Raw genomic sequence first — 18,154 nt, 5'->3', positions numbered from 1 at the left:
GCATCGTAACTTCATTGTGCGGCCGCCACTGCGCGGTGCCCGTAGCTGACCACGCGGGTGATCTCCCAGCGGCCCTGCGACTGTTGCCAGATGACAAGGAAGTCGGCCAGGCCCTCGCATTTGCCGCTGTCGATCTGGCAGAAGCGGTGCGTGCCCTGCGAGATGGCGCCGAAGTCTTTTACCGGATACACCTTCAGCGTGCCCGGGATGAGTTCGCGGGTGAAGTGGCCGCACACGTACCTGCGCGTGTTGGCGATCATGTCGTCGCGGCTCCAGGTCACTCCGCCGGTGTCGTGGTAGAACTCGATGCCGGGCGCGAAGTAGCCGGCATGTTCCTGCAGCCGGCCTGGCTCGCCGCAATGGTTGAAGGCATCGAATACCTTGGCATCCAGCCCGGCGATCTGGTCGAACAGGGGGTCTTGTCCCTGGCTCCCCGCCAATGCGGCATCGGCGGCAAGCACCGGCACGGGCTGCAGCATGGCGACCAGCAGCAACGGCCACACCGGCAGGTGGATCTTCATCGGGTATCGCTCCTGCGAAGAAGGATTATTTTCGTATTGCCCTGGTCTCGCGACCGTCCATGAACAAAACCACCTGGTCCACGTCGCCCGCCGCATTGGCGCCGAAGCTCACCTTGGCATCGACGGCCTGGACCCGGAACACCGTTTCCGAAATGCCCTGCAGCGGCCATGCCGCCTGCCCGGTGGCCTGCAGCATCAGTTGTTCGCCTTCCCGCCACACCCTGAGCTCGAAACCCGGCGAGATGACGTAGCTGCCGACGTAGGTGTCCAGGGTGCCTTCCGACACGAACACGCCGCTGTCGGCAGCGGCTTCCTTTTCCTGTGCGCCGGCGGGGGCGCAGGCCAGCGCGCAAACAAGGACGAAGGAGAGCGATAACACTCGAGGCAGGTTCATGGCGTGCAGGGGTTTGGGGGAGGAAGCACGACTATAAGTAGCGAAGTCTGAGTGCTTCCCCTCTCGGAGGTGAGTATGGAATGTTTCAGACACATGATTCTGTATCGCCTCCCCTTGTAGGAGAGGATGCCCGAAGGGCAGGAGAGGGGGCGCGAAGCGAAGCGAGCGTGCTCTTGCTGTTGTGGCGGCCTTGCGAAAGTCAGAAGCCGAACCCTCTCCCGGCGCTTCGCGCCACCCTCTCCCGAAATGGGAGAGGGAAAACAAGATCATCAGCATGTGACCTCTCACGCGCTGCGCGTGGCCACTGCGGGCGGCACCGAGGCCGCCTTGCGGGCCGGGCCGTACACCGCGATCTGCCCCAGCACCCAAAGCAGCACCGCGCCGACCGGCAGGTAGTACAGCGGCAGCCTCGGCAGCTCGTACTTGCCCATCAGCAGCTGGTTGATTGCATAGGCCAGCAACATGCCGAGCACGATGCCGATGCTGGCGAGCAGGAAATTCTCGGTCTGGAAGTAACGCAGGATCTGCCCACGGGTGGCGCCCAGGGCGCGGCGCACGCCGATCTGCTTGGTGCGCTGCTGCACCCAGAAACTTGCCAGCCCGACGATACCCAGCGCCGTCACCACCAGCAGGGCGATGATCACCGCGGCCAGCATCCAGACCATGGCGCGGTCCTGGCGGTAATAGCCTGCACGCAGCGCTTCCATGGTCTTGGTGTTTTCCTCCAGGATGATGCGGCTCGGGCCGTTCTTCTCCAGCGCGGCCACCGCCGCCTTCAGCACCTCGTCGCGGCGCGCAGGATCGGTGCGCAGCAGGTAGTTTCCGCCCAGCGAGTAGGGGACACGGATCGGGAACACCATCGAATACTCGTGCGCCACCGCTCCGCCCTGTTCGCTGGGGCGCACCAGGTGATCGACTACGCCGACGACGCGGATCGGCTCCTCGCCCCAACTGTAGAGAGACTTGCCCAGTGCGCTCTGGCCAGGGAAAAGCTTGTCGGCCATGCTCCGGGTGATGATCATCGAAGGGATCGAAACCTTGCTGTCGGGTGCATCCAGTGCCGCCCATTCGATGAACTCGTCGGCGGCGAAGCCGCGGCCCGCGACCAGCTTCGGTCCCAGAGCGGCGAAAAACTGCTCGTCGCCCATGTAGGTGGTGGCGACCAAGGTCGGCTGCTTCTGGTCCTTGGCCATGTTGACCGAGGTGTTCCAGGACGAATTCACGAACGGGACCTGGTTGGTGACCGAGGCCGCCTTGACCCCCGGCAGTCCGCGCAGCAGGGCCAGGTCGCTGCGGGTCAGCGCGGCGGCGTCGGTGTCTTCACCGATGCCGGTGAGCTGCACGCGGACCACTTCGTCTTCGGCCACGCCGCTGACCAGGTTCAGGCGATCGAGGCGCCCGCCGATCAGGAACAGCGCGTTGCAGATGATCGCGCAGCTCAGCGCGATCTCGAGCACGATCAATGCGGCGGCGGTCTTGTGGCGCAGCAGGGTGGAAAGGATGGGGCGCAGTTCCATGACGATCTCCGTAGGCGTCGTTGACGCCTGCCTTGAATAAGGGGGTTATTGCGATTTCAGCTGCATGGCCGGGGTGACCTGCATCGCCTGCCATGCCGGCACGATCCCGGCCAGCAGGCTGGCGACTATCGCCAGCGCAAAAGTGGCCAGCAGCATCCACGGATCCAGGTGCGCCAGTTCGGCGTAGCTGGCCGGTTGCTGGCGTACCGCCCACAGGCCGAGCAAGGCCAGCCCCAGGCCTGCGATGCCGCCTGCCAGGCCAACGGTCCCAGCCTCGATCAGGCACTGGGTGAAGATCGCCCGCCGCGATGCCCCGAGGGCGCGACGCACGCCGATTTCGCCACCGCGGCGCAGGAATTTCGCCAGCAGCAGACCGACCGTGTTGAGCAGGCACACCAGCAGGAAGCCGAAGGCCAGCCACACCTGCAGGCGCACGTCACCCGGCACCACCTTGTTGAAGTCCAGCCATTCCATGACCTTGCGCAGGCGCACGTTGGTGGGCCGTTCGAAGCGCCCCGCGCTGCGCTGCTGGTCGGAGTAGTTGGTCAAGTACTGTTTGTAGGTCGCAGCCTTGGCCGCGCTGTCCAGCTGCACCCAGTACTGGATCCATACGCAGGGCGCGTTCGCACCCGTCGAGCCTTCCGGGTCCGAACCCGTATCGCCCCAGCAGTCCATGCTGCCGTTGCGGCCCATCTTCATGTCGCGCGAGGTGGAGAAGGGCAGGAACACCTGTTCCAGTTCGCCGAACTGGTCGCTGTTCATGTCGTAGAAGCGAGGCGTCGGACGCCATTCGTCGAGCACGCCGACGATGGTGAAGTCGGCCTTGTCCAGGCGCACGGTCCTGCCCACGCTGTTGGCGCCGCCGAACAGCTTGTCGTTCAGTGCCTTGGCGATCACCGCCACCCGGCCGTGGCGTTCATCCTCGGTCGCACTCCAGCCGGTGCCGAACAGGAATGGCATGTCGAACATCGGGAAGATGTCGGCGGTCGAGTAGCGCGCATCCACCTGGAAGGGCGTCAGGCCCTGTTTGTCAGGTGTGATCGCCACGCCGCCGCCGGTCATGTAGGCCTGGCGGTCGCCGCGCTTTTCACGAAGCAGTTTCTCCGCGTCGAAACGCGTCACCTGCTGGGCCGGTTCGTCGCCTGGGGTGAAGCCGTTCATGCTCTCCGGCGCCATCTGCACGTAGTACAGCTGCTCGCTGCGCGTGGGCACCGGATCGCCGGACAGCACGTAGAACACGGTCAGCGTGGTCATGCTGGCGCCGATGCCCAGGGCGATGGCCAGCACCATCAATGCGGTCAGCACCTTGTTGCGCCGGAAACTGCGCAGGGCGAGCTTGAAGTAATAAGCGAACATGACGCGCCTCCCTTATGCCGTGGTGTCGGCGGTCGCGCCGGCGGCCTGCGCCACGCGGATCAGGCTGGGCTCCACCGACAGGTCGGTGGCCATGCCGTCGACGATGTGCACGTTGCGCTGCGCGCGTGCGGCCAGCTCGGGGTCGTGGGTGACCATGATGATGGTGGTGCCCTTGGCGTTGATGTCCTCGAGCAGCTCCAGCACGCCGCGCGCCATCTGCGAGTCCAGGTTGCCGGTCGGTTCGTCGGCCAGCAGCAGGCGCGGCTTGCCGGCCAGGGCGCGGGCGATGGCCACGCGCTGTTGCTGGCCGCCGGAGAGTTCGGCCGGGAAATGCTTCATCCGCGAACCCAGGCCGACCTGGCCCAGCGCCTCCTCGATGCGCTGCCTGCGCTCGCTGGCGGCCATGCCGCGATAGCGCAGCGGCACGTCGACGTTGTCGAACAGGTTGAGGTCGGGAATCAGGTTGAAGCCCTGGAAGATGAAGCCGATCTTCTGGTTGCGCAGGCGGCTGCGGGCATCGTCGGAAAGCCCTTTCACGTTCTCGCCATCCAGGCTGAACTCGCCGCCGCTGAAATCCTCCAGCAGGCCGGCGATGTTGAGGAAGGTGGTCTTGCCCGAACCCGAAGGCCCGGTCACGGCGACGAACTCGCCTTCCCTGACGTGCAGGTCCAGCGAACGCAGCGCGTGCGTTTCGACCATCGCGGTGCGGTAGACCTTGGTGACCTGGCGCATGTCGAGCATCGGGTTTTCCTCTGTTGGTTATTCGTGGGAAGCAGATTGCGGAAGGGAATTGAGTGCCGGGTTCAATTGAGGGTGACGCGCGCGGCATCGCCGAACTGGTCGCTGCCGGAGACCACGATCTTTTCGCCAGGCTGCAGGCCGGAAATGATTTCCACCGCGCCCAGGCTGCTGACCCCGGTCTGGATGGCCCGGCGCTCGGCGCGGCTGCCATCGACGACGTAGGCGAAACCACCACCCTGTTCGAGGAAGGAACCGCGTTCGACCATCAGCACGTTGCGGCGGGTGTCCAGCACGATGCGCGCGGACAGGCGCTGGTTCTGGCGCAGGCCCGGCGGCTGCTTGCCCTGGGCGAAGCGCAGGCGCGCATTGACCTCGCCGTTGACCACTTCCGGCGATACCGCCGACACCTGCGCGGGGTACTGGATGTTGTTGCTGCCGATCTGCGCCGGCATGCCGATGGCCAGGTCGCGGGCGAAACTTTCGGGCACCTTGATCTCGACTTCGAACACGCTCAGGTCGACCACGCTGAGGATCGGCGCACTGGCGGCCACGTTGGTGCCCTGCGGCACCTGCACCTGGCCGATCTGGCCGTCGAAGGGCGCACGCACGGTCAGCGCATCGACCTGGCGCTGCAGTTCAGCCACCACCGCGCGCTGGCGGTCGGCCAGCAGGCGCTTGTTGCGCGAATCCAGGCCGGCGCCCTGGCCCTGCAGGCCGGCATCCTTGCGTGCGGCGGCCAGGCCGATCTGGGCCTTCTTCAGCTCGTCCTGGGCCTTGGCGTATTCGTTCTGCGACACGGCGCCGCCCTCATAGGCGCGCTGGTAGCGCTCCAGGTCGCGTTCGGCGGCCGTGCGTTCGATATTGGCCTGGTCCAGCAGCTTGGAGGCGCTGGAACGGGTGATCTGCGCATCCAGCAGCGCGCGGCTGGCCTCGGCCTCCATGCTGGCCAGGGTGGACCCTTCCTGGGCCAGCCTGCTGCGCAGCTCGGGGCTGTCTATTTCCGCCAGGGCCTGGCCCTGCTTGACCACGTCGCCGGCCACCACCTTCAGGGACACGGTGCCGCCGGCGATGGCGTACAGGGTCGGGCTGTTGGCGGCGATGACGCGGCCGTCGGCGGAAATGTCACGGACCAGGTCGCCGCGGGTCACTTCGGCGATGCGCACCCGCGAAGCATCGAAGGAGCGGCCGCCCGACATCCAGCCGCTGGCCACCCAAGCCGCCAGCCCGAGCACCGCCAGCCCGGCGACGCCGCCGACCAGCCAGGCGCGGGGAATGCGGCGCCCGCCGGCCGCCCCGGGCCGGATCACCTGGTCCTGTGCGGAGGTATCGCGGATACGGAAGGGATCGCGGGTTTCCATGGGGTTTCGGGCGTCCGTTGGCTTGCATGGGTCTTGGATGCCATTCCCCACGCAATGCTTGTGCCAACTGCAAGCCGTTGAATCACAAGTAAATAACCGCTTGTGACGGTGTCCGCGCGGACACTTGTGGCGTCCGCGCGGACGGTCGGCCGGGGTTTGCGCGTTTACACTGGACCCACTTTGAACGGGAGCAGGCTTGATGTGCGGCATTGTTGGCGCGATCGCGGATCGCGATGTGGTTCCGGTACTGATTGAAGGGCTCAAGCGACTCGAGTACCGCGGCTACGACTCTGCCGGCATTGCCGTGGTGGACGAGCAGGACGTGCGCCGCGTGCGTCGCACCGGCCGCGTTTCGGAAATGGAGAACGCCGCCATCGCCGAGGATTTCCATGCCCACCTCGGCATCGGCCATACCCGCTGGGCCACCCATGGCGGGGTGACCGAGGCCAATGCGCACCCGCACATCAGCCAGGGCGTGGCCCTGGTCCACAACGGCATCATCGAGAACCACGAGGAACAGCGCGAGCGCCTGCGCGAACTGGGTTACCAGTTCGAATCGCAGACCGACACCGAGGTCATCGCCCACCTGATCCACCATTACCTGAAGGAAAGCAACGACGCCGGCACAGGTCCGGCGCAGGGTCTGCTTGCAGCGGTGCAGCGCGCCGTGAAGGACCTGACCGGCGCCTACGCGCTGGCCGTGGTCAGCCGCAAGGAACCCGAGCGCATGGTCTGCGCGCGCATGGGCTGCCCCCTGCTGATCGGCCTGGGCGAGGGCGAGAACTTCGTGGCCTCCGATGTCTCGGCGATCCTGCAGGCCACCCGCCGGGTGATCTTCCTGGAGGAAGGCGATACCGCCGAAGTGACCCGGGCCGGCGTGCGCGTGTTCGATGGCGACAACGTCGAGATCCAGCGCGAAGTGCATGTGTCCGATGTGTCACTGGCGTCGCTGGAGCTGGGCCCGTACCGCCACTTCATGCAGAAGGAAATCCACGAGCAGCCGCGCGCGCTGGCCGATACCATCGAGGCGGTGATCGATGGCGGCTTCTCGGCCGAGCTGTTCGGCGCCAATGCCGAGGCCGCGCTGCGCGACATCGAAGGCGTGCAGATACTGGCCTGCGGTACCAGCTACTACGCGGGCATGACCGCGCGCTACTGGATGGAAGCCATTTCCGGGCTGCCGTGTTCGGTCGAGATCGCCAGCGAATACCGCTACCGCGCCGCCCATGCCAATCCGAAACACCTGATCGTCACCATTTCCCAGTCCGGCGAAACCCTGGACACGATGGAAGCGCTGAAGTACGCCAAGTCGCTGGGCCACCTGCACACGCTGTCGGTGTGCAACGTGCCGGAAAGCGCGATCCCGCGCGCCAGCGAACTGGTCTGCTACACGCGCGCCGGTGCCGAGATCGGCGTGGCCTCGACCAAGGCCTTCACCACCCAGCTGGCGGCGCTGTTCCAGTTGTGCGTGGTGCTGGGCAAGCTGCACGGCAAGGTCAGCGAGGCCGACGAGGCCGATTACCTGGAGCAGCTGCGCTTCCTGCCCGGCAGCGTGCAGCACGCCCTCAACCTGGAACCGCAGATCGCCCTGTGGGCCGAGAAATTCGCCGGCAAGCAGAATGCGCTGTTCCTCGGTCGCGGCCTGCATTATCCGATCGCTCTCGAAGGTGCCTTGAAGCTCAAGGAAATCTCCTACATCCACGCCGAGGCCTACCCGGCCGGCGAACTCAAGCATGGTCCGCTGGCGCTGGTCGATGCGGCCATGCCGGTGGTGGTGATCGCGCCGAATGACAAGCTGCTGGAAAAAGTGAAGTCCAACATGCAGGAAGTGCGCGCGCGCGGCGGCGAGCTGTTCGTGTTCACCGACCAGGACAGCAATTTCACCGAGTCCGAAGGCGTGCATGTGATCCGCACCCCACGCCACGCCGGCGTGCTCAGTCCCATCGTGCATACCATCCCGGTGCAGCTGCTGGCCTACCACACCGCCCTGGCGCGTGGCACCGACGTCGACAAGCCGCGCAACCTGGCCAAGAGCGTGACGGTCGAGTAATCGATCGTTGCGGCAGGCGGGTTGACCGCGGCGGGGCTATGCAATGTTCGGACAAGCGCGCGGACAGCGCGCCTGCACGAAGCTAAGGCATGTCGTGCCGATCGCGGAGCACGGCCATCGCCTGCATCCGTGACTGCACGCCCAGCTTTCCGTAGATCCGGGTCAGCGTATTGCGCACGGTCTTGTCACTGATGAACAGTGCGGCGGCGATCTGCGCGTTGCTGTGGCCGGCCACCAGCCCTGCGACGATCTCGCGTTCGCGCGCGCTCAGCAGCGCCAGCCGCCCGTCGCGTTGCGGCTGTTCGCCCAGGAATGCCAGCACTTCGCTGGCGAAGCGCTGCCACGCCGGCTCGTTCTCCAGCAGCACGTGGTTGCGCGACTCAAGCTGCACGAAGCGTGATCCTGCGATCCCCGCCGCCAGCAACCTGCCTTCCTCGATGGGTACCACGCCATCCTGGCGTGCATGCAGCACCAGGGTGGGCACGCTGACCTGGCCAAGCAACGACACGATGTTGACGTGTCCGCGCGAATCCAGCAGTGCGCCGGCGGCCTCGGCGTTGGTGGTGGTGCGCGCCAGCTCGTTGAACCACTTCACCTGGGCGTCGCTGGCATCGGGGATGAAGCGCGCGGTGAACAACTGGCGGAACACCGGATTCTCATCGGCCCAGCCGACACGCGCGATGTCGGAGATGGCGTGGTACAGGCGCGCGCCCTCTTCGCTGTCGCGCTGGTAGGGGCCGCGTGCATAGCCGCCATACAGCACCAGCCTGGATACGCGCTGTGGATGCTTGACCGCGTAGGCCACGCAGGCGGCCGCACCCTGCGAAATGCCGAGCAGGGCAAAAGGCTGGTTGAAACCAGACGCATCCACCACTGCTTCCAGGTCGCCCAGCCAGTGCTCCAGGATCAGCCCGTGCGGAGTGCCGCCGGTCATGCCGCAGCCGCGCTCGTCGTAACGGACGAACCGGAAGTGCTCGCCGAAGAAATGCACCCAATGCCGCCAGAGCGGACTTTCCAGGTCGTATTCGAGGTGGCTCAGCCAGTTGGCGGCCTTGACCAGCGGCATGCCCGTGCCCATCGACGCCCAGGCCAGCCGCGCGCCGTCTCCGGTGGTCAGGTAGCGGATCGATTGCTGCATGCCGGTTCCCGCAAAGGCGCCGGTTCCAGTCTAGCCGGGACAAACCTCACCGGGTAGGCGCGCCCTGGATCACACGCCGGGACATTGCTCCCCTGTGCGCGCGGTCGCGCGCGGGCAAAGCTGTGTCACCCATTGCACATGTCCGCGCCGCACGCCAAGACATCCGGCGCCTGGAGGTCCTGATGAAACGTTTCCTTATCCTGTTGTACGGCGTGGTTTGCTATGCCGTGTTCTTGGCCACCTTCCTGTACGCCATCGGTTTCATTGGCAACCTGTGGGTGCCCAAGGCGATGGACTCGGCGCCTGCGACGGCGGTCGGCACGGCCGTGCTGATCGACCTGGGCTTGTTGGCGTTGTTCGCCATCCAGCACAGCGTGATGGCGCGACCAGCGTTCAAGCGCGCATGGACGCGGATCATCCCCGAGTCGGCGGAACGCAGCACCTATACCCTTCTGTCCAGCGTCGCACTGATCCTGCTGTTCTGGCTGTGGAGCCCGATCGGCGGGGTGGTCTGGCGGGTCGAAAACGGAATCGCGCGAGCCCTCATCCATTGCGCGTTCGCGTTCGGCTGGATGCTGCTGCTGTACACCACCTTCCTGCTCAACCATTTCGACCTGTTCGGGCTGCGCCAGGTCTGGCTGCAGTTCCGCCGGCGTCCTTACACCCACTTGCCGTTCAAGACGCCCAGTATCTACGGCTGGGTCCGGCATCCGTTGTACGTGGGCTGGCTTTTCACTTTCTGGGCCACCCCGACCATGACCGTGACCCACCTGCTGTTCGCGCTGATGACCACTGCCTACATCCTGGTCGCCATCCAGTGGGAGGAGCGCGATCTGCTGGCGGCCTTGCCCGAATACGCCGACTACAGGAAACGGGTGCCGATGCTGGTGCCGCGACGCAGGCGGGGAGCGCGCGCCGCCGCGGCCGAGTTGCGCCACCTGGCCAAGAGCGTGACTGGGGAGTAGTTGTTCAGTGCGCACCAGCGGGATGCCTGCATGCATCCCGGCGGGAAGAAGCGCCAGGCAATTTCGATATTGACGTGGAACCTGCAAGCGGCCGCTGAAAGGCGGCGAGCCGTCCGGAATACAAAAAAGCCTTTGCGGAATCACTCATCGGTCTTCGGGAAGGCAGAAAAGCTTCTCCGGAATCACTTGGCGGCCTTCGGGAATACAAAAAAGCCCTTCCGGAATCACTCGCCGGCCTTCGGGAATACAAAAAAGCCTTTCGGGAATCACTCATTGGCCTTCGGGAAGGCAGAAAAGCCTTTCCGGAATCACTTGGCGGCCTTCGGGAATACAAAAAAGCCTTTCCCGCCAGCTTCCGACCTGACCGGAATGCAGAGGCCATCCAGCTCCCGGTCTTGGGCGGTGGTTTGTTAACCGCAGCCTGTGCTTTTGGGCCAAGCGCGACTACCTCACAACGCATTCATAACAAACGGTCCCTAATGCGGACATCTACCGCGATGCAGCTGGTCGCCCTACACCCGGCCCAGTAGTGGATTCCGTCCCACGGTCCGTCCGTGCCGCCCCACCATCGCCATATCCGCTTGGACACCAGCGCCGCTGAGGCAGGGAATCAGCGTTGCCGCTGCGCAGCTCGCGTCAGGTAACAGGGAAACCGTGGAACGTCTTTCTGCTGCAGTCGCCGTGGCGATCGCAGGGGCCGTCGCGCGTGTACCTGCTCCCGAGCGTACGCCGCCAAAACACGTTCCCTCATCGCAATACGGCCGCCCGGGATACTCCTGCACTGCAGGGGGATTGGCGGCCGACTCCAGTCAGGACGCACGCCATGAATCCAAGAATGAAACTGTTGCCGCTGTTGCTGCTTGCACTCTGCCAGGGTGCGCTTGCCCAGGACGTGCCCGGAGCGGGCAGCCAACTGCGCCAGTTGCCGACCCCGCCGCCGCTGCCGCAGGCGCAGCCGCGCATACGCATCGAAGACAACGCCGCGGCCACGCCGGCGGCCGATGACGCCGCCAGCGTGCTGGTGAACCGGTTGCAGTTCACCGGCGCCAGCGCATTTCCGGCTGCCGAGCTTGTCGCGATCGCCGGCTTCACCCCCGGCGCGCAAATGACGCTTGCCCAGATGCAGGCCATGGCCGCGCGCATCACCCAGCACTACCGCGGCCAGGGTTACTTCGTCGCGCGTGCCTACCTTCCTGCGCAGGACGTCACCTCGAACGCGCTGACCATCGCGGTCAGCGAAGGCGTGCTGGGACAGGTGACCCTGCGCAACCAGAGCCACTTGGCCGACGACGTGGCCAACAGCCGCCTGGCCGGCCTGCGGCCGGGCGACCCGGTCACCCTGGAGCCGATCGAAAATCGCCTGCTGCTGCTGTCGGACCTGCCCGGCGTGGTCGTGCAATCGACGATGGTGCCTGGCCAGGCGCCCGGCACTTCGGACCTGGTGGTGGACATCGCGCCGGGACGTCGCATCACCGGCAGCATCGATGCCGACAACGCCGGCAATCCGTATACCGGCGAGTACCGGCTCGGTTCCACCGTCAACTTGAACAATCCGCTGGGGCGCGGCGACATGGCTTCGCTGCGCGTGCTGACTTCCGGCTCCGGGTTGAACTACGCCCGGGGCGCCTACCAGATGCCGTTCGGCCGGGTCACCGCCGGGGTCGCCTACAGCCGGCTCAGGTATGAGCTGGGCGAACAGTACGAGGACCTGGACGCGCACGGCACGGCCGATGTCGCCAGCCTGTTCGGCTCGATCGCGCTGCTGCGCTCGCGCGACACCAATCTCTATGCCGGGCTGGCCTACGAAGACCGCAGCTTCGAAGACCACATCGACCTGATTTCCTCGGTCGTCCGCAAGAAGGCGCGGGTCGCCACGGCCAGCCTCTATGGCAACCACTACGACGACCTGGGCGGCGGCGGCGCCAACGCGTTCTATCTTGGCCTGTCCTCGGGCGAACTCGACATACGCACCCCGGCCGCGCGCGCGGCCGATGCGGCAAGCGCGCGCGCCCAGGGCTCCTATTCCAAGCTCGCCTTCAACGCCTCGCGGCTGCAGCGGGTAACCGATCTGTTGTCGCTGTACGGCTCGATCGGCGGACAGGTCGCCTCGGGCAACCTGGATGCTTCGGAGAAGCTGGTGCTGGGTGGCATGGATGGCGTGCGCGCCTATCCGCAGGGCGAAGGCTTCGGTGATGAAGGCTTCGTGGCCACGCTGGAAGCGCGGCTGTTGCTGGCCGGCCTGAGCGAACGCGTCCCGGGACAGGTGCACGTGCTTGGCTTCGTCGATGGCGGCCGCATCACCGCCGACAAGGACCCGTGGTATGCCGGATCCCGCGACCGCAACCTGAGTGCCGCCGGCGTCGGCCTGACCTGGGAAGAGCCCGGCGACTTCGCGGTCAGGACCTACTACGCCGGCAAGCTCGGCAGCGAAGACGCGATTTCCGCGCCGGACCGGTCCGGCCGCTTCTGGATCCAGGCCATCAAGTATTTCTGATCGGCACGCCAGCCACTGCCTCCGCGCAACCACTTTCGAAGGATCACCGATGAACATCGCCCCCGCTTCCCGCCAGGCCACCCGCGCCGCATCCGCCAACGCGCACCATACGAACGGTGTTCGCGGGCTCAATGGCATGGCACTTCACGTCCTGTCGGGCGCGCTGCTGCTGGTCCTCGCCGCCTCGGCCCAGGCGGCGCAGCCGTCCGGCGGCGTGGTGACCACCGGCACCGCCAGCATCGACCAGGCCGGCAGCAGCACGGTCATCAACCAGACCACGCGCAACGTGTCGATCAACTGGCAGGACTTCAGCATCGGCGCCGGCGAGTCGGTGCAGTTCGTACAGCCCGGCGTCGATTCCATCGCGCTGAACCGCGTGCTCGGTGCCAATCCCTCGGTGATCCTGGGCAAGCTGTCCTCCAACGGGCGCGTGTTCCTGCTCAATCCGAACGGCATCCTGTTCGGCAAGGGTTCGTCGGTGAACGTGGGCGGCCTGGTGGCCTCGACCATGAACATCAGCGATGCGGACTTCCAGTCGGGCAAATACGCGTTCACCGGCGCCGGTGCCGGCGCGGTGGTCAACCAGGGCAGCATCAGTGCCGGTGACGGCGGCTATGTGGCCTTGATGGGCAGGAACGTCAGCAACCAGGGCGTGATCGTCGCCCGGCTGGGCACGGTGGCGCTGGCTGCAGGCCAGGCGGTCACCCTGGACGTGGCCGGCGACGGCCTGTTGAACGTGGCGGTGTCCACCGGCGCGGTCAATGCACTGGCCGAGAACGGCGGGCTGATCCGCGCCGATGGCGGTCGCGTGCTGATGACCGCTCAGGCCGCCGGCAGCCTGCTGCACACCGCGGTCAACAACACCGGCGTGATCCAGGCCCAGAGCATCGGCAACCGCGGCGGCAGCATCCTGCTGCTCGGCGACATGCAGACGGGCACCGTCAAGGTCGGCGGCACCCTCGATGCCAGCGCGCCAAACGGCGGCGCCGGTGGTTTCGTGGAAACCTCGGCGGCGACGGTCAACGTCGATGCCGGCGTCCGCGTCAGCACCGCCGCCCCACACGGGCAGACCGGAACCTGGCTGATCGATCCGCAGGATTTCACCATCGGCAGCGCGCCCGGCGACAACATCGCCGGTTCCACCCTGTCCGGGCAGCTGGTGACCAACAACATCCAGATCACCACCAACGGCGCCGGCACCGAAAACGGCGACATCTTCGTCAACGATGCGGTCAGCTGGTCGGCCAGCGGCGGCCCCACCACCCTCACCCTGACCGCCGACCGCAACGTCGACATCAACGCGGCCATCACCGCCACCAACGGCAACCTGGTCGTCTGCTGCGGGCAGGACGTCAACGTCAACGCCGCCATCACCACCACCAACGGCAGCGTGCTGCTCAGCGCAGGCCGCGACATCAACCAGCGGGGCGCCATCACGGTCACCGACGGCAACCTGATGATGTGCGCCGCCGACGACGTCAACATCGCCGGGGCCATCACCCTGACCCGCGGCACCAGCGACCCGACCCGCAGCCTGGCCCTGCCGCTGGGCCTGACCCTCAGCGCCGATACCGATGGGAGCGGCCCGGGCCTTGCCGGCGGCACGGTGGTGTTCGATTCGCTGGCTCCGCCGACCACGGTCACCGCGGCACCGGTGACGATCTATTACAACCCGGTGTCCTACACCGCACCGACTGACTATTCGACTCGCTTGAGGCTGACCGAGGGCGCGGCGCTGCGCCAGTTCATGCTGGTCTTCGCCGCCGGCGTCGACAAGCCGTTCGACGGCACCACCAACACCACTTTGTCCGGATTGAAGGGCAACCCCGACGGCGTCACCCTGGTGGCCGGTCCGGGCGCCAGCGCCAACTTCGACACGCCCGCAGTCGGCACCGGCAAGGCCATTACCTTCACCGGCTACAGCCTGGCCGGCACCAATGCGGGCGCCTACGCACTGCCGGTCAATTGCTGTGGCCCGGTCGTGGCGCACACCACCGGCACGATCATCGCCGCCGCCCCGCCGCCGGTGACTCCGCCGCCCGTCACCCCGCCTCCCGTGACTCCGCCGCCGGTCACTCCGCCCGTGACCACCGTGCCTCCGGTAGGACCGCCGTTGTTCGTGACCCCACCGCTGCCCGGCTTGCCGCCGCTGCCCCCGGAAACCGTGGTGGACGTTGCGCCGGAAGTGCAGCCGCCGCAGACGCTGGTGGTGACGCCAGTACCGGTTGAAGTACCCGTGTACGTGGCGCCGGTGCGCGCGCCCAAGCCCTACCGCAACTAGCAGTGGGGAACACGAGCCGCCCCGTGCCGAATACCCGTTCCAGCGGCTTGCGTGCCATGGCCGCGTGGACGGGCGCCCTGGCCCTGGCCATGGCGCTGCAGGCGAGCGCGGCGCAGGCCGGCGCCACCTCGGCCGGTGCAACTTCGGCCAGCGCGTCGGGGCCCGGTGGCCTGGCAGGCGACGCGCGGCTGGCGGATTTCAAAGGTGAGGCCGCATCGCCCGAGACCCGGCGCATCGCCCATTGGGCCCTGCACTCGGGCGACCATGCCGGCATGCCGTACATGATCGTGGACAAGGTCCAGGCCAGGGTCTTCGTGTTCGACAAGGAAGGGCGCCTTCAGGGCGCCGGACCAGCACTGCTGGGAATGGAGCGCGGCGATGGAACGGCCCTGGGCCTGGGCGAGCGCAAGCTCGCGGCCATTGCACCGCAGGAACGCACCACGCCCGCCGGCCGCTTCGTCGCTTCGCTGGCCAGGGATATGAAAGGCCAGGAAATCCTGTGGATCGACTATGACTCGGCGTTGGCGCTGCATCGCGTGGTCAAGGGCACGCCGACGGAACGACGGGCCGAGCGGTTGCAGAGTGCAAGCGCCGAGGACAACCGCATTTCCTACGGCTGCATCAACGTCCCGGTGGCGTTCTACGAGGGCGTGGTAAGCCCTGCGTTCGCCCACAGCAGTGGGGTGGTCTACATCCTGCCGGAAACCCGGCCGGCGCAAGAGGTGTTCGGTTCCTACGAGGTCGACACTGGCGGCAAATCGCCGGACAGCAGCCAGCATTGAACACGCGCTTCGCAGGCGCATGACTGCCCGACCAGGCCGATGCGCCAGCGGCCTGGCAGGAGGGGCAATCAGAAGCGGCTTGTAGTCCTTGGTGATGAGCAGGCAGCAGTGATTGCCGCCCAGGCATGGCCTCCGTCTTCTGCCGCCGGCAAGCACGGCCGCGTGGACGCCATGTCGCCCGTGCAACGGCGTCCCGGCAATGGCACGATGCCCTGCGGTCCATCTCGCCAGGAACCCGGATGCAAGCCTCGGTCGCCACCCTGTTGCAGCAATACGATCCGTCTGCGCCGCTGGATGAAGCCAGCACCATCCCCTCTTCCTGGTACCTCGACCCGCGCATCGCCGCGCTTGAGAACCGCAGCACGTTCTCGCGCACCTGGCAGCTGGCCGGCCGTGTTGACCAGCTGCGCGAACCCGGCCAGTACGTCACCTGCGAGATCGCCGGCGAGCCGATCCTGGTGGTGCGCAGCGACGATGGCGCACTGCGCGGCTTCTTCAACGTCTGCCGCCACCATGCCGCGGCGGTGATGACCGAAGCAGCAGGCTGCGCGAGAAACCTGCGCTGTCCCTACCACGGCTGGACCTACACGCTGGAGGGCGCGCTGAAGGGCACGCCAAGCTTCAACAGCGAATGCCATTTCGATCGCAGCAGCCACGGACTGGTGCCGGTAGCGACCGCGGTGTGGGAGAACTGGGTGTTCGTGCGGCTGGATGCCGAAGGCCCCGGCCTGGAGGAATTCCTGGGGCCGCAGCTGGTGGCGGAATTCGCCGCGTTGCAGTTGCAGGACCTGCACTGGTTCGAGCGCCGGCATTACTTCTTCGACTGCAACTGGAAGGTCTTCGTCGACAACTACCTCGACGGCGGCTATCACGTGCCGCACCTGCACAAGGGCCTCAACAGCGTGCTGGATTTCAGGAACTACACCATTGAAAACGGCAGGCACCATTGCCTGCAGTCCAGCCCGATGGTGAATAACGGCGACCATGCCGACTTCGCCTCGGTGCGCAGCGGCGACCGTGCGCTGTACTACTGGCTGCATCCGAATTTCATGGTCAACTGGTACGAAGGCCAGATGGACGTGAACCTGGTGCTGCCGCTGGGCCTGGACCGCACCGAGGTGATCTTCGACTTCTATTTCGCCGACGTGTCCAAGTCCGCGCGCGATCGCAACCGCGCCAGCATCGAGGTGGGCAACCTCATCCAGGACGAGGACATGGCCATCTGCAAGTCGGTGCAGCGCGGATTGCATTCACGCGCATATTCCACCGGCCGCCTGTCGGTGCGGCGAGAAGCCGGGGAACATCTGTTCCATCGATTGCTGCATGGGGATTTGTCCCGGGCAATCGAAGGGTGAAAGATCCATCGTCATCCCCGCGCAGGCGGGGACCCATGGACTCTGCTGTCACGCCAAGACCAAACGTCCATGGCTTCCCGCCTGCGCGGGAATGACGATCTGATCAGGCACTCGGTCTGGGCCCGTGCGGCCGCGCGGGCATAATGCACCCGTGCGCAAGATCCTCCACATCGACATGGATGCTTTCTACGCGTCGGTCGAACAACGCGACAATCCCGATCTTCGCGGCCAGCCGGTGGTGGTGGCCTGGCGTGGCGCGCGCTCGGTGGTGTGCGCGGCTTCCTACGAGGCGCGCGTGTTCGGGGTGCGCTCGGCCATGCCGGCGGTGCGCGCCGAGCGCCTGTGTCCGCAGGCGGTGTTCGTGCCCCCGGATTTCGTGCGCTACAAGGCCGCCTCGAAACTGATCCGCGAGATCTTCCTGCGCCACACCGACCTGGTCGAGCCGCTGTCACTGGACGAAGCCTACCTGGACGTGACCGAACCGAAAACGGATTTCCCCAGCGCGACCGCCATCGCCGAGGACATCCGCCGCCAAATCCGCGAGGAAACCTCGCTCACCGCCTCGGCCGGCATTGCGCCGAACAAGTTCCTGGCCAAGATCGCGTCGGACTGGCGCAAGCCCGACGGCCAGTTCGTGATCCGACCGCAGCAGGTCGAGGCCTTCCTTGCACCCTTGCCGGTGGCCAAGATTCCCGGTGTGGGCAAGGTGATGCAGGGAAAACTTTCCGCGCTTGGAATCGAGCGGGTCAGCGACCTGCGCGATTACCCGCTGGAAGAACTGCAGCGCTTGTTCGGCAGCTTTGGCGCTTCGCTGTACCGGCGCGCGCGCGGCATCGACGAACGCCCGGTGCAGCCGGACCAGCCGGTGCAGTCGATCTCGGCAGAGGACACCTTCGAGCACGACGTGCCATTGTCGGAACTGGCGCCGACGATCCGCCGGCTGGCGGTCAAGACCTGGGAGGCATCGCGCAAGACCGAGCGCGTGGGCCGTACGGTGGTGCTGAAACTGAAGACCTCGCAGTTCCGCATCCTCACCCGCAGCTTCACGCCCGAGACACCACCGGCCTCGCTGGAGTCGCTGACCGATATCGCCTTGTCGTTGTGCGCTCGCGTGCACGAGCCGGAAGCCACGCTGTACCGGCTGGTGGGGGGGGGGCCTGTCTCTTATACACTTCCTGCGCCGCCGCCGATCTTAGCCGTTG

14 protein-coding genes are annotated in these 18,154 nt (G+C 66.3%); 7 read left to right on the top strand and 7 right to left on the bottom strand.

Features of this window, described 5'->3' with window-relative positions; translation table 11 throughout:
- Positions 1-11 precede the first annotated feature (11 nt).
- From DT603_RS14470 to DT603_RS14445, 6 genes are all read right to left on the bottom strand, one after another.
- On the bottom strand, positions 12-521 hold the full coding sequence (locus tag DT603_RS14470; RefSeq protein ID WP_162350698.1) for a nuclear transport factor 2 family protein: 510 nt from the start codon (positions 519-521) through the stop codon (positions 12-14).
- A 25-nt stretch (positions 522-546) separates the two neighbouring features.
- On the bottom strand, positions 547-915 hold the full coding sequence (locus DT603_RS14465) for a DUF3471 domain-containing protein (protein ID WP_162350697.1): 369 nt from the start codon (positions 913-915) through the stop codon (positions 547-549).
- 284 nt (positions 916-1,199) lie between these two features.
- Positions 1,200-2,432 carry an ABC transporter permease gene (locus DT603_RS14460; RefSeq protein ID WP_162350696.1) on the bottom strand — a complete coding sequence of 411 codons (1,233 nt, stop codon included), beginning with the start codon at positions 2,430-2,432 and terminating at the stop codon, positions 1,200-1,202.
- A 45-nt stretch (positions 2,433-2,477) separates the two neighbouring features.
- Complete coding sequence (locus DT603_RS14455) at positions 2,478-3,788, bottom strand: ABC transporter permease (protein ID WP_162350695.1); 1,311 nt, start codon at positions 3,786-3,788, stop codon at positions 2,478-2,480.
- A gap of 12 nt (positions 3,789-3,800) precedes the next feature.
- A complete protein-coding gene (locus tag DT603_RS14450) occupies positions 3,801-4,529 on the bottom strand; it encodes an ABC transporter ATP-binding protein (RefSeq protein ID WP_162350694.1) in 729 nt (242 codons plus the stop codon).
- A gap of 62 nt (positions 4,530-4,591) precedes the next feature.
- Positions 4,592-5,887 carry an efflux RND transporter periplasmic adaptor subunit gene (locus DT603_RS14445; RefSeq protein WP_162350693.1) on the bottom strand — a complete coding sequence of 432 codons (1,296 nt, stop codon included), beginning with the start codon at positions 5,885-5,887 and terminating at the stop codon, positions 4,592-4,594.
- Positions 5,888-6,086: 199 nt separating this feature from the next.
- On the opposite strand from DT603_RS14445, the gene glmS reads away from it, so the two are divergent.
- On the top strand, positions 6,087-7,937 hold the full coding sequence (glmS, locus tag DT603_RS14440; RefSeq protein WP_162350692.1) for a glutamine--fructose-6-phosphate transaminase (isomerizing): 1,851 nt from the start codon (positions 6,087-6,089) through the stop codon (positions 7,935-7,937).
- Between the two features lie 82 nt (positions 7,938-8,019).
- Here the strand turns inward: glmS and DT603_RS14435 are convergent, their stop codons facing one another.
- A complete protein-coding gene (locus DT603_RS14435) occupies positions 8,020-9,075 on the bottom strand; it encodes an alpha/beta fold hydrolase (RefSeq protein ID WP_162350691.1) in 1,056 nt (351 codons plus the stop codon).
- Positions 9,076-9,257: 182 nt separating this feature from the next.
- Between DT603_RS14435 and mddA the strand changes: the two genes are divergently transcribed.
- The 6 genes from mddA to dinB form a co-directional block, all read left to right on the top strand.
- On the top strand, positions 9,258-10,040 hold the full coding sequence (mddA, locus tag DT603_RS14430; RefSeq protein WP_162350690.1) for a methanethiol S-methyltransferase: 783 nt from the start codon (positions 9,258-9,260) through the stop codon (positions 10,038-10,040).
- An 835-nt stretch (positions 10,041-10,875) separates the two neighbouring features.
- Positions 10,876-12,534, top strand: coding sequence for a ShlB/FhaC/HecB family hemolysin secretion/activation protein (locus DT603_RS14425; protein WP_211368461.1), 1,659 nt, complete (start codon positions 10,876-10,878; stop codon positions 12,532-12,534).
- Positions 12,535-12,583: 49 nt separating this feature from the next.
- Positions 12,584-14,815, top strand: coding sequence for a two-partner secretion domain-containing protein (locus tag DT603_RS14420; RefSeq protein WP_211368460.1), 2,232 nt, complete (start codon positions 12,584-12,586; stop codon positions 14,813-14,815).
- Positions 14,816-14,838: 23 nt separating this feature from the next.
- The gene (locus DT603_RS14415; protein ID WP_246191870.1) at positions 14,839-15,597 is read left to right on the top strand and encodes a L,D-transpeptidase; all 759 of its coding nucleotides are present in this window, start codon (positions 14,839-14,841) and stop codon (positions 15,595-15,597) included.
- Between the two features lie 239 nt (positions 15,598-15,836).
- Entirely contained in the window at positions 15,837-16,952 is a 1,116-nt protein-coding gene (locus tag DT603_RS14410; protein ID WP_162350688.1) for an aromatic ring-hydroxylating oxygenase subunit alpha, read from the top strand.
- Positions 16,953-17,103: 151 nt separating this feature from the next.
- A partial coding sequence (gene dinB, locus DT603_RS14405; RefSeq protein ID WP_162350687.1) for a DNA polymerase IV occupies positions 17,104-18,154 on the top strand: 1,051 nt, incomplete at its 3' end.

It is taken from the genome of Pseudoxanthomonas gei, from assembly GCF_010119615.1.
GTDB classification, from domain to species: domain Bacteria; phylum Pseudomonadota; class Gammaproteobacteria; order Xanthomonadales; family Xanthomonadaceae; genus Pseudoxanthomonas_A; species Pseudoxanthomonas_A gei.
Note: the sequence above shows the minus strand (reverse complement) of the source record. Positions and strands in the feature narration are given on the sequence as shown.

Excerpts from the sequence above, each read along its gene's own strand:
- DT603_RS14435 (WP_162350691.1), bottom strand. The coding sequence starts at position 9,075 with ATGCAGCAATCGATCCGCTACCTGACCACCGGAGACGGCGCGCGGCTG.
- DT603_RS14455 (WP_162350695.1), bottom strand. The coding sequence starts at position 3,788 with ATGTTCGCTTATTACTTCAAGCTCGCCCTGCGCAGTTTCCGGCGCAAC.
- DT603_RS14460 (WP_162350696.1), bottom strand. The coding sequence starts at position 2,432 with ATGGAACTGCGCCCCATCCTTTCCACCCTGCTGCGCCACAAGACCGCC.
- DT603_RS14425 (WP_211368461.1), top strand. The coding sequence starts at position 10,876 with ATGAAACTGTTGCCGCTGTTGCTGCTTGCACTCTGCCAGGGTGCGCTT.
- DT603_RS14470 (WP_162350698.1), bottom strand. The coding sequence starts at position 521 with ATGAAGATCCACCTGCCGGTGTGGCCGTTGCTGCTGGTCGCCATGCTG.
- DT603_RS14465 (WP_162350697.1), bottom strand. The coding sequence starts at position 915 with ATGAACCTGCCTCGAGTGTTATCGCTCTCCTTCGTCCTTGTTTGCGCG.
- DT603_RS14445 (WP_162350693.1), bottom strand. The coding sequence starts at position 5,887 with ATGGAAACCCGCGATCCCTTCCGTATCCGCGATACCTCCGCACAGGAC.
- DT603_RS14450 (WP_162350694.1), bottom strand. The coding sequence starts at position 4,529 with ATGCTCGACATGCGCCAGGTCACCAAGGTCTACCGCACCGCGATGGTC.
- mddA (WP_162350690.1), top strand. The coding sequence starts at position 9,258 with ATGAAACGTTTCCTTATCCTGTTGTACGGCGTGGTTTGCTATGCCGTG.
- DT603_RS14420 (WP_211368460.1), top strand. The coding sequence starts at position 12,584 with ATGAACATCGCCCCCGCTTCCCGCCAGGCCACCCGCGCCGCATCCGCC.
- DT603_RS14410 (WP_162350688.1), top strand. The coding sequence starts at position 15,837 with ATGCAAGCCTCGGTCGCCACCCTGTTGCAGCAATACGATCCGTCTGCG.
- glmS (WP_162350692.1), top strand. The coding sequence starts at position 6,087 with ATGTGCGGCATTGTTGGCGCGATCGCGGATCGCGATGTGGTTCCGGTA.